Origin of the sequence: Roseovarius sp. W115, assembly GCF_032842945.2 — a bacterium.
Taxonomy (GTDB): Bacteria; Pseudomonadota; Alphaproteobacteria; order Rhodobacterales; family Rhodobacteraceae; genus Roseovarius; species Roseovarius rhodophyticola.
Map to the genome: position 1 here is coordinate 2,764,477 of NZ_CP146606.1, position 15,129 is coordinate 2,779,605.

11 protein-coding genes are annotated in these 15,129 nt (G+C 58.5%); 6 read left to right on the plus strand and 5 right to left on the minus strand.

What is annotated here, in order from left to right; genetic code table 11:
- Positions 1 to 230 precede the first annotated feature (230 nt).
- From RZS32_RS14005 to RZS32_RS14020, 4 genes are read left to right on the plus strand one after another with little or no spacing between them, the layout of a single operon-like run.
- Positions 231 to 1,160, plus strand: coding sequence for a Scr1 family TA system antitoxin-like transcriptional regulator (locus RZS32_RS14005; protein WP_336623561.1), 930 nt, complete (start codon positions 231 to 233; stop codon positions 1,158 to 1,160).
- Between the two features lie 26 nt (positions 1,161 to 1,186).
- Positions 1,187 to 1,954: a class I SAM-dependent methyltransferase gene (locus RZS32_RS14010; RefSeq protein ID WP_317057582.1), complete on the plus strand. Its 768-nt coding sequence runs from the start codon at positions 1,187 to 1,189 to the stop codon at positions 1,952 to 1,954.
- A 41-nt stretch (positions 1,955 to 1,995) separates the two neighbouring features.
- The gene (locus RZS32_RS14015; RefSeq protein WP_339106681.1) at positions 1,996 to 2,673 is read left to right on the plus strand and encodes an oligosaccharide flippase family protein; all 678 of its coding nucleotides are present in this window, start codon (positions 1,996 to 1,998) and stop codon (positions 2,671 to 2,673) included.
- Positions 2,674 to 2,681: 8 nt separating this feature from the next.
- A complete protein-coding gene (locus tag RZS32_RS14020; RefSeq protein ID WP_339106682.1) occupies positions 2,682 to 3,263 on the plus strand; it encodes a lipopolysaccharide biosynthesis protein in 582 nt (193 codons plus the stop codon).
- A gap of 1 nt (position 3,264) precedes the next feature.
- Here RZS32_RS14020 and RZS32_RS14025 read toward each other — a convergent pair whose 3' ends face one another.
- Entirely contained in the window at positions 3,265 to 4,314 is a 1,050-nt protein-coding gene (locus tag RZS32_RS14025; protein WP_317057584.1) for a glycosyltransferase family 2 protein, read from the minus strand.
- Between the two features lie 727 nt (positions 4,315 to 5,041).
- Here RZS32_RS14025 and RZS32_RS14030 point away from each other — a divergent pair.
- Positions 5,042 to 5,404 (plus strand): cupin domain-containing protein, encoded by a 363-nt coding sequence (locus RZS32_RS14030; protein ID WP_317057585.1) that lies wholly within the window; start codon positions 5,042 to 5,044, stop codon positions 5,402 to 5,404.
- On the opposite strand, the gene RZS32_RS14035 is transcribed toward RZS32_RS14030, so the two are convergent.
- The 3 genes from RZS32_RS14035 to RZS32_RS14045 all read right to left on the minus strand — a co-directional run bounded on the left by RZS32_RS14035 (position 5,401) and on the right by RZS32_RS14045 (position 12,104).
- Positions 5,401 to 8,490: an efflux RND transporter permease subunit gene (locus RZS32_RS14035; RefSeq protein WP_317057586.1), complete on the minus strand. Its 3,090-nt coding sequence runs from the start codon at positions 8,488 to 8,490 to the stop codon at positions 5,401 to 5,403. The genes RZS32_RS14030 and RZS32_RS14035 overlap by 4 nt on opposite strands.
- Entirely contained in the window at positions 8,487 to 9,581 is a 1,095-nt protein-coding gene (locus RZS32_RS14040; RefSeq protein ID WP_317057587.1) for an efflux RND transporter periplasmic adaptor subunit, read from the minus strand. Before RZS32_RS14040 ends, RZS32_RS14035 begins: the two co-directional genes overlap by 4 nt.
- Positions 9,582 to 9,668: 87 nt before the next feature.
- Complete coding sequence (locus RZS32_RS14045; protein ID WP_317057588.1) at positions 9,669 to 12,104, minus strand: GcvT family protein; 2,436 nt, start codon at positions 12,102 to 12,104, stop codon at positions 9,669 to 9,671.
- Positions 12,105 to 12,282: 178 nt separating this feature from the next.
- Between RZS32_RS14045 and RZS32_RS14050 the strand changes: the two genes are divergently transcribed.
- Positions 12,283 to 13,815 (plus strand): trimethylamine methyltransferase family protein, encoded by a 1,533-nt coding sequence (locus RZS32_RS14050; RefSeq protein ID WP_317057589.1) that lies wholly within the window; start codon positions 12,283 to 12,285, stop codon positions 13,813 to 13,815.
- Here the strand turns inward: RZS32_RS14050 and RZS32_RS14055 are convergent.
- The gene (locus tag RZS32_RS14055) at positions 13,796 to 14,776 is read right to left on the minus strand and encodes a LysR family transcriptional regulator (RefSeq protein ID WP_317057590.1); all 981 of its coding nucleotides are present in this window, start codon (positions 14,774 to 14,776) and stop codon (positions 13,796 to 13,798) included. The two genes, RZS32_RS14050 and RZS32_RS14055, sit on opposite strands and share 20 nt — an antisense overlap.
- Positions 14,777 to 15,129 lie beyond the last annotated feature (353 nt).

The following is a 15,129-nucleotide window of genomic DNA, read 5'->3' on the forward strand; positions in this document are numbered from 1 at the left end:
CTCATTCTTCTGAAACCCTCCTTTGTCCCAGCGGGCCAGTCGCGTCGGTTTGTTCTTTTGCACAGGCGGTCAATATCGACCGCGACATTGCGTTCAATGATCACACTAGGCCAGAAACGCATCTCCTGCTCCGTTTCTACTGTAAAGCGGCCCTAATTCCCCGTATAAATTGCGAAAAGACGAGCAGACGAACAGGAGTGGTAAAAATCTCCCTCAGGAACCTGATTCTTGTGCGACGTGCTGGCAAGCCCTTACGCCACCTTGGATCTGCCGTGATGCGGGGCGATCAGCTTGCGCGTTTAATTCGTCCGCATTTGAGCGCGGAGATTCGTGTCCATGTCTTGCCGTTTCATGCAGGCCTCATACCGCCAGTAGCAATGCGGGCAATTGCCCTGTCGGTGCCTAGGGGATCGGTCGTTGTTTTCGTCAAATCGGCAGCTAAAGGGCTGACAGCAGAGCATCTTGAACCTTTGCGGCGACGCGGCGCACGGATCGGGCTGGACAGTATCGACTGGCCGTTGGATGCAATCGACTTTGATTTGTTCGATTTTCATATCGCTGCCTCGCTTGCCGGAAAGGCCGCGCTGGAAGAACGGCTGAGGTCTCTGGAGATGGCGGACACACCGGTCGAACTATTGCACCATCACTACGATCCAATGATTCCTCTTCCAGGCCGAGAGGTTCGCCCGTTTCGCTGTGGCTATGTCGGTGAACCTCCGAATGCACTCATTCCGGACCGGATTGCAGGCGAAATTGACACTGTGGAAGTGCACTATGCTGCAGATTTCGAGAAAGCGTTGGGTCGTATTGCAGAATTCACGCTGCACTATGGCGTGCGACCGGTTCCTGCTCCAAGCACATCTGGAGCGCGTCAGTACAAACCCTTTACCAAAGGCTTCACTGCGGCGGCTTTCGAGGCAAATATTCTGGTCAATCGCGAGGCTGACGATGCGGTTTCCATGCTGGGTGAGGACTATCCGTTTCTGGTTTCCGCCAGTGACCTCGACAGCGTCGTCGCTGGCTTCGAACGCGCAAAGAGTGGTGTTGGAAGCACCGAATGGCGCGAAGGACTAGAGCGCATGCGCGTCCTAAAAGAACTGGTTGCACCCGCCGCACTGGCGGCGCGAATGCGCGATATTGTAAGCGTCGTTTCGGCATAGAGAAAATCGAAAAACGAGGTCGTTGGATGGATTGGGAAGAGGCAGGAAAACCGGGAGAAGCCTTCTGGTGTTTGGCTGAGGGTCGTTTCGGTCAACGTTTGCGGCGTGGCTTGCGCCAAGGGCTAAGATGGGATCCCTTCTATGGCGATGCAAAATCTTATGCTTTTGCCCATGGTCGTGTGACCGCCAGCCGTATCGCAATCGTCAACCATATGATCCAGTTGAATGGCTACAAGAATTACCTCGAAATTGGGGTGCGCCGCAAAAGCAAGATGTTCGAAGAGATCCGTTGCGAACACCGAATTAGTGTCGACCCCGATCCGGCAGCTGAGGCGGATTATCGGCTTCCTTCAGATGACTATTTCGCGCAAAATGAACACCGCTTCGACATCGTCTTTATCGATGGTAATCACACAGGTGATCAGGTCGAGCGCGATCTGGTGAACTCGCTGGAGCGGCTCAATCCGGGTGGGGTAATTCTCTTGCACGACATGAACCCGCCGACCCGCTTTCATGCGCGTGCGACCTATGAGATTGATGGCAGGCAGCCGTCGTGGAACGGTACTTCCTGGAAAGGCTACGCTGCCCTGCGCAAAAAGCGGGATGACTTGACCATGCGTGTCGTTGATACTGACTGGGGCGTGGGCATTGTTCATCAGGGCAATCAAGAGCGCTATCAGGGCGCCTGTGAGAGCTATCTTGACCTTGCGCGGGATCGAAAGGCGCTTTTGAATCTGATATCAGTGCCGGAATTCCTGCAGCTCTACGGTGTGCCTCTTGCCAAGGCAGGCTGACATCATCTGTGCGCTCTGGCGGTACTAGCATGCGCTGGCCCATGGGAAAGATTGCGCACGGATCGCTGGCCACTTTTGCTGTTCGATTGGTGGGATTGGGACTTGGCTTCCTTCAAACGCTCATCCTGGCGCGTTTATTGGGACCTGAGAGTTATGGGCAGCTCGTTGCCGTGGTCTCGGTCGCTACGTTGGCAGGGTGGATTGGTGTGCTGGGCCTGAATGGCCTTGCAGTGCGCGAGGTTGCCCGATTGCGTTTGCGAGACGATGGCGCGGCAGAAAAAGCGTTCATTCGTTTTGCCGTCCTTGTGACCTTAGCGGGAGCGCTGATAGCAGCGAGCTTGGCGACTTACTTTGTACATGACTCTCTACAGGGCAATGCCTTCTGGATCGCTCTGATTGCCCCTACAATTGCACTAATGCTGGTGTTTCGAGGTGTCGCTGCGGGACGCAATCGGTTGATCCTGTCGATGGCGCCGCTTGACGTGTTTCGGCCAGCGTTCTTTCTTGTTGCGATCTCTCTGCTAGGGATCGCTGGGAGCGTTCAACGCGCAATCGCCTTCAATGCAGTAGCGTTCGTTCTGGCATTGATCGTTGTGACGGTTTTGCTTTGGCGATCAAACACGACAAGGACCAAGGTGACGCCGCCTCGCGCTGGCTTACTGAAAGAGGCCCTGCCTTTTTTCTTTCAGGCGTCTTCTTCTCTCTACAATCTGAAATGATGGTGTTGATGCTAACAGCAATGTCTACATCGGATCAGACTGGCATCTTTCAGGTCGCCTTCCGCCTTAGCACGCTGCTGCTTGTCGTGAGGCAAGCGATTGATGTTCCGTTGTCGCCGCGCTTTGCCACGCTTTGGGAAGAAGGCAAAACTGCCGAGCTTGAGCGATTGGCCTGCTTGTCAGCTGTGATTTCGACTGCCGCCGCATTGGTGATCTTGGTCTCGTTCGTTCTACTCGCCGGACCGTTGACAGGGTTGTTCGGACCTGAGTTCCAGGCTGCGCAAGTCAGTCTTGTCATCCTTGCTTCCGCACAGGCTGCCTTTGTGGCCGCAGGCCCGCTGCCGGCGTTGCTGAACATGGCTGATCGCGCAGGGGCGGTGACTTGGGCAATGGCAGTCGCACAGATGGTGCAATTCGGATTGGGGTTTGCTTTGATTCCGACGCTCGGCTCTTTCGGAGCGGCCATCGCAATGTCAGCCGCCATTCTTGTCTGGGCCTTGGGAATGTGGTTCGCAGCATACCATTACCTTAGTGTGCGGGTGTCGCCCGTGCGAGGTCTCGCAATTCTTATGAAACGCGGGTTTCGATAGGCTACTTCCTTGCAAGGCGTGCGAGAGCCTTACGTGCGGTTGCAGGTCGCTCGGCTATCGCTTTGGCAAGCGTGGGCAGGAAATCTGCTGCATGGAAGAGGAATCGCAACGTATCTATCGGACGCTTGATCGCCGTGCCGCGAGACAACACCGCGTCACCTAACAACCCCGCCGCCGTTCGTTGCATCCACGCGCGGTCAGCTGGGTCGGCAAAAAGGTCTTTGTCATACGACAGCAATTTGCGCATCGCGACAACAGCGGTTTTAACTCTTGAACCACGCGCTTCCTGCCCTTCGCTCAAAAGAGCGGTAAGCGGATCAAGTTCGGCCAACAGAGCCGGGGGCAATCGTGCGGCAAGGTTGCGCTGTGAGATTTTACGCGCATCCTCTGCCTGCCTCTTTTGTTGCGCGACCGAGATGCCGCCTGCGTGCCTACGATAATCGATCAACACGTCTGACAGCACGCGTCCTTTCCCTTGCTCAGAGAGCCGCGACCATAGATCAAAGTCCTGAGCTGTACGGAACGCTTCGTCATAGCGCACCACCCTGCCATCCGGTGCAAGCCTTCGGAAGAAGTAAGTGGGATGAAAGCTGGGTGGGGAAAAGCCCAGCAACCAGCGGATACGCGCATCGCTAAGAGCAACTGAAACCTGGCCCTGCGGCGTGCCGTGTTCGTTGATGATCCTATAGCCCGATCCAAGGATGATGAGATCCGGATCGCCGAGCATCGCCTCAAGTTGTACCTCCAGCCGGTTCGCGTGGCAGAGATCATCGGCATCGATCCGGGCGATGTACTCTCCCTGCGCCTGCTCTAAGCCAACATTTAACGAGCGTGTTAGACCCATGTTACTCGAATTGCGGGTCAGTTTGATGCGGTGGTCCCGAGCTTCCAACGCCTCAAGCACTGCAGTGCTGCCATCGTTCGAGCCATCGTCAATGATGATGAATTCGAAATCGGTGAGGCTCTGCGACAACACGCTCGCTAGGCAATCTTCAAGATACGGCATCCCGTTATGTACCGCCATAACGATGGATATCTTAGGCACGCTCATGACTTTTGGTGGCGGTCAAGCGCGTCGACCACTGCCATCCCCCAATCAGGACATCTGGTAACACACGCATCGCGGAAGGTTGCAACATCTCTGCGTATCAATTCACGTGCGAATATCCCCAATCCGGTGGTGGCTGAAGAAATCGGTTGGTGCGAAACGTCAAATTGATCCAGAAGACCACAGGCAATGTTCTTATGACGCGAGAGCACAAGAACTTCGTCCTCGCTGTCCCGCGCGGTCGCTAGCGAGCGCTTGAAGAACAGAACATCAGCAGGTGGACAATTTTCAAGAGTGCGCACATGGGTCGTCCGAGCAGTTACAAGGCAGGAATTACAGACAATTCGTGGTACCGCAAGCTTTTTAGGCAAAGCTACAGGCCTTGCGTGAGGAGTGATGTGGCAAAGCCAACCTGCGGGTGCGGCGGATCTTTGTTATAGTGTTTGGCTCCACAACAGAAAGGTCGTTTTGCTCGTGCAGCATGGGAAAATCTTCCCTCGGCTCGGCAGTGTCAGTTGAATCTGCTTTCGGGCGGGCAGGGCGGTTCCGGAGTCTTACTTGACGACCAAACCCAACAAATTACTGAAGTTCAAACAAGCTCCGAGACCATCCGTCTGACAGCACCGTCAGATACCCCTCTCGTAGGAGCGTGCAACAAGGCACGATTTAGTTTGCGTCGGAGCCTTCGGCGGGGATAATTTGAGCCAGAAGAATTGTGGGAGCCTAAGGGATGAAACCGATCAAAGCGCATGAGCGGCGGGTGGCGAATATCGCGGATGCAGCCGCGTTTAAGGCATTTGATGATGAGAACGAACCGGGCACCTCGATACTCAAGCTCAACACGGACTTGCCGCGGGATGTAGGGTTTTACATCTACAAAATGGATCCCGGATCACGCTCAACCCCGCACCAGCATGGCGGCGCGGAGGAATTCCTGATGCTCGAAGGCGAATTGATCGACAATGACGGGACAGTGTATCGGCAGGGGGATGTGGTCTGGCTGGCGCCGGGGACCGAGCATTCCTCGCATACGGAAACCGGATGTTTGATTGCTGTCTTTGCTGAAGGTGAGGAATCAGCACCTCAAGGCTAGAGTGCGGCGGGTTTCTCGCTCAACTCTGCTTCCAGACGACGCTCCAGCGCGCCCTGGGGTTTGGTGAAGCGCGCCAGCAGGTCGTAAAGCACTGGCGTGACCACCAGCATCAGCAGACTGGCCAGCAAGAGGCCGGCGACAATCACCGTGCCAATCGCCTGACGGCTTTCGGCACCCGCCCCGGTGGCGAGAACCAGCGGCATGGCCCCGAGGGCCGTCGAGATCACCGTCATCACGATCGGCCGCAGGCGCAGGACCGAGGCGCGGATCACCGCCTCGCGCCGTTCTAATCCCTCGCTGCGCAGCTGGTTGGCAAATTCCACGATCAGGATGCCGTTCTTGGCGACAAGGCCCACCAATAGGATGATCCCGATCTGGCTATAGACATTGAGCGTCAACCCCCCGATGGCCATGGCATAGATTGCCCCGGCGATACCCGCTGGTACGGTGAGCATGATGGTGATCGGGTGCACAAAGCTTTCAAACTGCGCGGCGAGAACCAGGAAGACAATCAACATGGCCAGCGCAAGGACCAGCCCGATCCCCGCTGAGGTATCTTTGAAGGTGCGTGACTGGCCGGAATAGCCAAGCTTGGCTTCTGGCGGCAGGATCTCAGCAGCGCCGTCTTCCACGGCGCTCAGCACATTGCCGAGACTGGCACCGGGGGCCAGCGAGCCGGAGAGCTGGATCGAGGGCAGGCGGTCAAACCGGCGCAGGGACGGGGCGGCGGCGTTTTCCTCTAGTGCCACCAAAGCACCCAAAGGCACCAGCGTCTCTCCGTCGGCCGCGCGCACAAAGATATTGGCAATGTCCGATGGTGTGCGGCGCTGGTTGCCTTCAGCTTGCAGGATCACCGGATATTCCCGGCTTTGACTGACAAAACCGGTGACCTCGCGCGAGGCCAGCATGGTTTGCAGCGTGTTGGCGATGGTTTCTACGGATATGCCGAGGTCGTCGGCGCGCTGGCGGTCGATGCGCACGTCAAGCTGTGGCAGGTTCTGTTCAAAGTTGATATCGGGGTCGACCAGCCCGTCGATCTCTTTCGCGCGCTCCAGCAGGTCCTGAGACCAGTCCTTGACGCTCTCGAAATCTGGCCCGCTGATCACCACACGCACCGGTGTGGAATTGCCGCGCAGGCCAAGCCCGGCAGGGGTGACGGGGAAGCCACGCGCAATCGTGACCTCATCAATCCGCTCGCGGATCTGGTCGACCACATCACTGACCGGGACATCGCGCTCTTCCCATGGGGCAAGCCGGAAGACAACGAAAGATCGGTAGGCGCGATTGCCCCATCCGGTGAAGGTAAAGACCGTTTCGATCACGCCGGTTTCGCGTATGGGGTCCAGGATTTCCTCAACCTGTCGCGCGGCGAGGTCGGAATGGGCGACTGTGCTGCCTTGCGGCGCGGTCAGGGGCACGAACCCCACGCCACGGTCCTCACGCGGGGCCAACTCGCGCGCGAGGTCCTGATAGAAGAGTGCCGCTCCCGCGGTGACACAGCCGCCGAGCACGATCACCACGAGCGGCATGGCCACAGCGCGTGTGAGCAGGGCCTCATAGGCTTTCTGGGGCCAGGTGCGGTGATCCGGAGTGCGTTCGGTGCCCTCGCGGCGCGCGCGCAGAACCTTGGAGGCCAGAGCAGGGCAGGCGGTCAGCGCTACAAAGGTTGAGATGGCAACGGTTCCCGCCATGACCCAGCCAAATTCGATGAACAGGCGACCAACCTGTCCGGGCATGAACGAGAGCGGCACGAACACCGCCATGAGCGTGAGCGAGGTGGCAATCACCGCAAAAGTCACCTGTCGCGCGCCACGATAGCTGGCGACAAGCGGGGTTTCCCCCAACTCAATGCGGCGTTGGATGTTTTCTAGCACCACAATGGCGTCATCCACCACCAGGCCGATGGCCAGTAAGAGCGCAAGAAGTGTGAGCGTGTTGAGCGAAAAGCCCCAGGCTGAAATCAGGATGAAACAGCCCACCAATGAGACGGGGATGGCAATGGCGGGCACCAGCGTGGCGCGCAGGGATCGCAGGAAAACGAGGATCACCAGCACCACAAGCGACAAGGAAATGGAAAGCGCAATCAGCACTTCGCGGATTGAGGCCCCGACAAAAAGCGCGTCATCAGAGCCGACGATGATTTCCATGCCTTCGGGCAGGGTGGGTGTAATGGCGTCAATCTCGGCGCGCACAGCATTTGAGATAGCAAGCGTATTGGAGCGGCTTTGGCGCAGGACGGCGATACCGACCGCATCACTGCCATTGGTGCGCACGATTGTGGTCTCGTCAGACACACCCGGCTCAACCCTTGCCACATCACGCAGGCGCACGGGGTAGCCTGCCACGCGGTCGATGACCAGATCGCGAAAATCCTCGATGCTGCCCAGGCGGCTGTTGAGGCGTACCGAAAGCTGACGACTGTCGGATTTCACCTCGCCTGCGGGGAGTTCGATGTTGTTGCGCCTGAGCGCCGTCTCAATATCGGCCACGGTAAGCTTGCGCGCCGCCAGGGCACGCCGGTCGATCCAGATGCGCACGGCAAAAGGGCGTTGACCGTAGATGCGCAGGGTTGAGACCCCCTCGACGGTCGAAATCCGGTCGGCGATGAACCGATCGATATAGTCCGTGATCTCGGCGGTGGTCATGCGGGTTGAGGTGATCGCCAGACGCATCACCGGGTCGGCATCGGCGTCGGATTTTATGACCAGAGGCTCCTCGGCCTCTTCGGGCAAGCGGCCGCTCACGCGGGAGACTGCGTTGCGCACGTCGGCTGCGGCCGCGTCCAGATCGCGGCTGGCCTCAAATTCGATGGTGATGCGTGACCGTCCAGGGCGCGAGCCGGAACTGATCGACCGGACGCCGTTGATGGTTGCCAGCGCGCCTTCCAGCGTTTCGGTGATGTCAGAGTCGATCACTTCGGGCGCGGCACCCACATAGGTGGTGTCGACAGAGACAACGGCGTTGTCCACATCCGGCAATTCGCGGATCGGGATCGACTGTACGGCGGCAAGGCCAAAGACAAGGATCAATAGGCTGGCCACCGCGGCCAGAACCGGGCGGCGCACGGCCATGTCCGACAGCCTCATGAGTCGCCATCCTGCGCCGCGGTGCCTTCGTTCCCTTCGGCTTTGATCACCACAGTTGATCCATCGCGCAAGCGTGCAAGGCCGCGAATGGCTACGATGTCGCCTTCTTCAAGACCGGACAGGACGGCAATGCGCCCATCGCGGCGCGGCCCTGTGGTGACCGAGACCCTGCGGGCCTCTTCGCCTTCGATCAGGAACACGTAAGTGGCGGCGGCCTGAAATACGATGGCCTCTTCGGGCACGGTTAGCGCTTCCAGCTCGGATAGGATCAGCGTCAGGGACATGAACATGCCCGCCGGCAAGAGGCCTTCCGGGTTGGGGATCACCGCGCGTGTGCGGAAAGCGCGTGCGATAGGGTCAATGCGGCTATCGACGGCTTCTATCCGGCCTTCGAACCGTTTGTCAGGGAAAGCGGGGCTGGTGGCGGCGATAGAGAGGCCAGTGTTAACCCGGCCAAAGAGCGTTTCCGGCAAGGAAAACTCAAGCTCCACCTGGCTGAGGTCATCAAGCCGCGCGATCATATCGCCGGCCTCGATGCGCGCCCCTGCGTCGATCTCGGAGAGGCCAACGATGCCGTCAAACGGTGCGTCAATGGTGCGGTTGGCCAGCCTCTGGCGGGCGCGCTCCAGCGCGGCTTCGGCCTCGGCCAGACGTGCGGTGGCCTCTTCCAGCGACGCCTGGCTTACAGCGCTTGTGCTCAAAAGCCGCTCGATCCGGGCCAACGCAAGCTCTTGCTCTGTCATGCGCGCGCGGGCCTCCGCCAGATCGGCGCGCTCAATGGTTTCGTCAAGTTTTACAAGCACATCGCCCTGTTTGACTTTTGCCCCCGGCGTGATGTTGAGGGTCACAACGCGGCCTTCATCCTCGGGCACGATCTCAATCGAACGCAGCGCACGGGTGGTGCCCACGGCCTCGACCGTTTCGGAAATTCGGCTTGTCTTGGCCTTGGCCACCTCGATGGTCACCGGGCGTGGCGGATCGTCGGTTTCGGCCTCTTCTTGGGGGAGCAAGTAGGCGCGATAGCCCTCATACCCGCCGTAAGCGAGCCCTGCGAGACAGCACAGGATCAAGAGTTGTTTGACTACCGACATCCGGACCTTCCCCAAGGCCGCACCCAAAGCGTGGTGTGCTGCGAAAAGGTAAACAAGTTCCGCAAAATGGCAAGTTTGCTGACGCTTCTAACCGCGCGGCAGGGTCATATCCGGGTCATATGGCGAAGCAGGGATCACCTTGGCGGGGGTGAGATGGCCAATGATGTCGATATGCGTTTCCTGGCCCATCTCAGAAAATGCAGGATCTACAAAGGCATAGGCCAGATTTTTGCCGACCCTGTGCCCCCAGTCGCCGGACGTCACCGTGCCAATCACTTTTTCGCCATCCATCACCGATGCCCCACCATGGGCGGGGGCGTCTCGGCTGTCGATTTCCAACGTGACCAGTTTCTTTTGCGGACCCTGCTTGCGCCGGTTTTCAAGTGCTGCCTTACCAATAAAATCCGGTTTGTTCATGCGCACGAACCGATCCAGGCCAGTCTCGAAGGGGTCGAACTCTGTCAGGATGTCGGATTTCCAATGCAGGAACCCTTTCTCAAGACGCATCGACTCGACGGCCCGAGAGCCAAATAGGGTCAGGCCATGCAGCTCCCCAGCTTGGCGCAAAGCCAGATAGGCGGCGTAAAGCTGGTTGTTTGGGACATGAATTTCATAGGCTAACTCTCCGGAAAAGCTGAGAGAAAAGACTGTAGCTGGAGCGATGCCGATGAAGCATTCGCGCACGGAAAGCCACGGAAACGCCGCCGCTGACCAATCTCCACGGCTGGCCGATGACAGCACATCGCGCGCCTTGGGCCCAGCCAGCACAAGGATGGTCTGGTCATTGGTCAAAGACCGGATCTGCACATCCTCATCAGGGCGCAGATGGGCACAGAGCCAATCCATGTCATGTGCCTCAGATGCCGCCGCAGAGCCATACCAAACCCTGTCAGGGCCACGATCGGAGGCGGGCAGGTTGGCGATGGTGCATTCCCCCTTCACCATGCCGTGGTGGTTGAGCAGATAGGCCAGACCCGCACGACCAGATTTGCGCGAGACAGATCCACAGACCATACGGTCCAGGAAGCTGTGGACATCTGAACCGGTCAGCTCAAAGCGGTTAAAGCCGTTCACTTCTGTTAATCCCACGCCGGTCTGAATGGCCTTCACCTCTGCCGCGACCACATCGAAGGTTTCATTGAAGCGGAAAGAGTGAGTTTCCTTGAAGTCAGGGGATGGTTTGAAGAAATCCACGCGTTCCCAACCGTTTACGACGCCAAATTCAGCCCCTTCTGCGGCCAGAACCGGCGTCAGGGGCGTGGTCTTGATCGGACGACCGGCGGGACGATGCTCATGCGGAAAGTGGAAGCGGAATTCGTTCTGGTAGTCTTCAATGGCCTTCAGGGCGGTGAGTTCCACATTGCCGTGCCCAGTAAACCGCCGCGGATCGAGCGGCCAGGTGTCATAGCACGCCTCACCATGCACAATCTGCTGTGCCAGCAACCAGCCATGTCCGCCGCCTTCTCCAAGACCGGCGCGTAAGCCTATGATGCAAAACGCATTTCTCTTGCCTGGTATGGGTCCAACCAGAGGCGCGCCATCAATCGTGTAGGTGATCGGGCCATTGACTACGGTGTGAATGCCCGTCTCACGCAACGCAGGCATTCGGGCAAACGCGCCTTCAAGCACGTCCATAACCCGGTCCAGATCATCAGGGCAAAGCGCATTGACGAAATTCGGATCAATCCCGTCCATGCCCCAGGTTTTACAGTCTTGCTCATAAAACCCAACGAGCAGCCCGTTCTTTTCCTGCCGGCAGTAATAATCGCTAATGGGGCAGCGGATCAGGGGCATACGGTGACCGGCATCCATGATTGCCTGAATCGGTTCGGTCAGGAAATACTGATGCTCCATCGACATGACCGGGTGATGCACGCCCATCATCGCGCCCACTTCGTTCACCCGGTACCCGCAGGCGTTAACCACCACCTCACAACGGATGTCGCCATGTTCAGTGTGCACCGTCCAGCTGTCATCGGCATGCTGGGTGAGGGCGGTCACGGGCGTGTTGCGATAGACCTCAGCGCCTGCCTTGCGCGCACGCCGCGCCAGCGCCTGACAAAGCTGCGCGGGGTCGATATCGCCATCCAGCGGGTCCCACAGTCCGCCAATCAGGTTGTCGGTGGAAATAAGCGGATGCCGCCGGGCGCATTCCTCGGCGTCGATCACTTCGAAATGCACATCCATCCCGCGCGCCATAGAGGCGAAGTGACGGTAGCCCTCCATATGCGCTTCGGTGTTGGCCATGCGGATGCCGCCATCGCCGTGGTGATAGTTGATCGGGTATTCAGGATCGTTCGCCAACTCTTTGTAAAGGTTTATGGAATGTGTTTTCAGTCCGACCATGGTCTGGTTCATGCCAAAGTTCGTGACCTGCGCGGCAGAGTGCCATGTCGTCCCGGATGTCAGCTCGTTACGCTCCACCAGAACGACATCGGTCCAACCTTCCTGTGTCAGGTGATACAAGGTCGAGCATCCGGCGATACCGCCGCCGATCACCACGCACCGGGTCTGAGTTTTCATGGCTCCACTCCAAGCTGTTCATCTGGTTAAGGCCGGGAAATCGTCTTTTCGTCAATCATAGGGTCAATGAATTCGAAAAATTCGAATTAGATTTACGACTTATTGATCTGACTTCGAATTCACTTGCCGGTTTGTGCCGAATGCCGCTCCATGAGGCCGAGCATTGAGGAGGTCGCTTATGCCAAATGAGGCCAGAAAACCGTCGCGTCGGTCCGGACGCCGCGAACGGCTGGCCAAGGCAGCGGCGCCACCTGCGATCAACCCAGCCCCACCTGGACAAGTCGGCGGTCAATACAAGCCACTCACGGACACCGATCTGCAGCAGATTTTTGACACTGCGCTGCGCCTGTTAGAGGAGCTGGGGATGGGTGAGGTGCCGGACCGCCTTGCGGCGCTCTTTCTTGCAAATGGCGCCCATGAATTGCCCGGAGACCGCATTTCCCTGCCGCCAGACCTGATCAAGGCGGCGATTTCCAGTGCGGCCAAGACGTTCACCTTTCAGGGTCGGGACCCTGCGCGCAGCATTACCGTGGGCGGACAGGCGGTGCACTTCGGCACAGGCGGGGCTGCGGTGCAGACGCTTGACCTTGAGACCGGGGTATACCGCCCCGCAACATTGACCGACTTGCATGATTTCACCCGGTTGCAGGACACACTGACCAATGTCAGCTGGTTCACGCGCTGTTGCATCGCCACGGATATTGAAGACCCGTTCGATCTGGATGTGAACACGGCATATGCGCTGATCAGGAACACGACGAAGCCTGTCGCGACGGCGTTTACCTTGCCTGAGCACGTCGCGCCGATTGTCGAAATGTTTGATATCGCGTCGGGAGGGCCGGGAACTTTTGCCAAACGCCCATGGCTCAAGGCACATATCAGCCCGGTCATCAGCCCGATGCGCTACGGTGAGGACGCAGTGGATGTCACATTTGAATGTTTGGCGCACAACATCCCCGTGTCGCTCATCACGGCGGCACAGGCCGGAGCGACGGCACCCGCCACGCTTGCAGGGTTTCTAGCTCAGTCATTGGCCGAAACGCTGGCGAGCCTTGCGATGGTGCATGTGATCAAACCGGGCCATCCGATGGTCTTTTCCAACTGGCCGTTGGTGATTGACCTGCGCACTGGGGCTTTTGCCGGGGGCGGGGGTGAGATAGCTGTGCTCAATGCCGCGTCAGCTCAACTTAGCAACTGGCTGGGCCTGCCCAGTGGCGTGGCTTGTTCGATGTCCGATGCCAAGGCAATCGACGCGCAATACGGCGCGGAAAAGGGGCTGACCTCGCTTGCGGCGGCGCTGGCGGGGGGCAATCTGATTTACGAGTCCTCAGGCATGACCGCCTCGCTCTTGGGGGTCAGTTTCGAGGCGTTTATTCTCGACAATGAGATGCACGCCGCCACTTATCGCGCGTTGCGCGGTGTGGAGGTGTCCGAGGCCAATCTGGGCATTGACGCGATTTGCGAAGCGGTGCTGGGCGAGGGGCATTTCCTGGGCGGTGCGCAGACGTTTGAGGCGATGGAGCGCGACTATGTTTACCCAGAGCTGGCCGACCGGGACATGCCGCGCAGTTGGCAAGAAAAGGGCGCGCCCGATGCCTGGAGCGTGGCGCGCGACAAGGCGCGGGAGGTTTTGCAGACGCATACGCCCAACTACCTGACGCCCGAACAAGACGCGGCCATCCGCGCGCGGTTCAAGATTCTGAGCGATTGACTGGCAGCAATCGAAAGGCATCCCGCAACCAGGGTTCCGCGTCGATCACAGGCTGCACCGCGCGGGTCTCAATCAGCCGGCGCAGGGTCTCGGTAACCGTTTGCATCACCACAGGATCGGCGAGGTCGGTGGCATAGATCGATAGCGTGCGCGCAAATCCCTTGTCGGGGAAAGGGGCCAGCCGGACCTGACGATGAAACCTCTGCGCACGCAGGTAGTTCATCGGTGTGGTGATGGCCCAACCCGCGCCCTCGGCCACGAGACGCATCAGGGTTTGGGTGCTTTCAAATTCGTACTGGTCTGACAGATCCCGGTTCAGGCGGCGCAATTGCTGTTCAATTTGCCGGGCCATGAGCTGATTTGAGGAATAGCGCAGAAAGGGCAGGTCGGTTTGCCCGGCAATGAGCCTGTCTTCGGCCAGCTTGACGCCAGCGGGCAAGGCCAGAACATAAGGGTCGCGCAGGATGGCGTGCTCGCTGAGCGCGTCCGGTACGGACTGCGGGCGAGCCGCGAGGCCGACGTCAATCTCCTGTGCGCGCAGCATGTCCAGGATTTCATGGCTGGGCCGGGTGAGATGGCGAAACCGGCATTTTGGCATGGCGGTGGTCAGGTGACGCGCCAGTTCGGGGGCAATGTCGCCATCAAAATCCTCGATAAGGGCGAGGGCCAATGATCGCGTTTCGCCCACCGACCCGGCTTGTGCTTCGGCTTCGGCCTTGCGAATGAGTTTCAGAGCGCCCTCCACATCCCGCTGAAACACGGCGCCTGCCGCCGTGACCCGCAAGGGGCGACGGCTGTGATCAAAAAGCGGTGTACCCAGTTTGGTTTCCAGCGACTTGAGGTGATGCGAGACGGTGCTCACCGATAGACCGGCCTGCTGTGCGGCCGTCTGTACCGAGCCGCTTTGCGCGGTCATCAGAAAAACCTCAAGCCATCTGAGGCTGAGCTGGGATGGTTTCATGCCGCCAACCTTTGGGGTTATTTGAACAGTTCGAATAAAACCTTTGAAATTATCGAAAGTAAAGCGGCGCCAGGTTTATTCCTTGGGGTGGTTCGGCCAGTCAGTTCTGTCCCGCATGGATGATCAAAGTCCTGGAGAATCATCTACATGATTTGTATGAAAGCGCCTCTTCACTGAAGAAAATGTGCGGAAACACACAGAAACGACGGCCAAAGACCCTACCGCAATCCGCCAAAACCACGTAAACTATGCCTGTTGTTTCCATATTTGGTAAACTCAAAAGTAATTCGCCGGTTTGTCTCAAAGGTGCGACTAATCCGCGGCACGCCATCATTGTGTGGCTCGGACAAGTG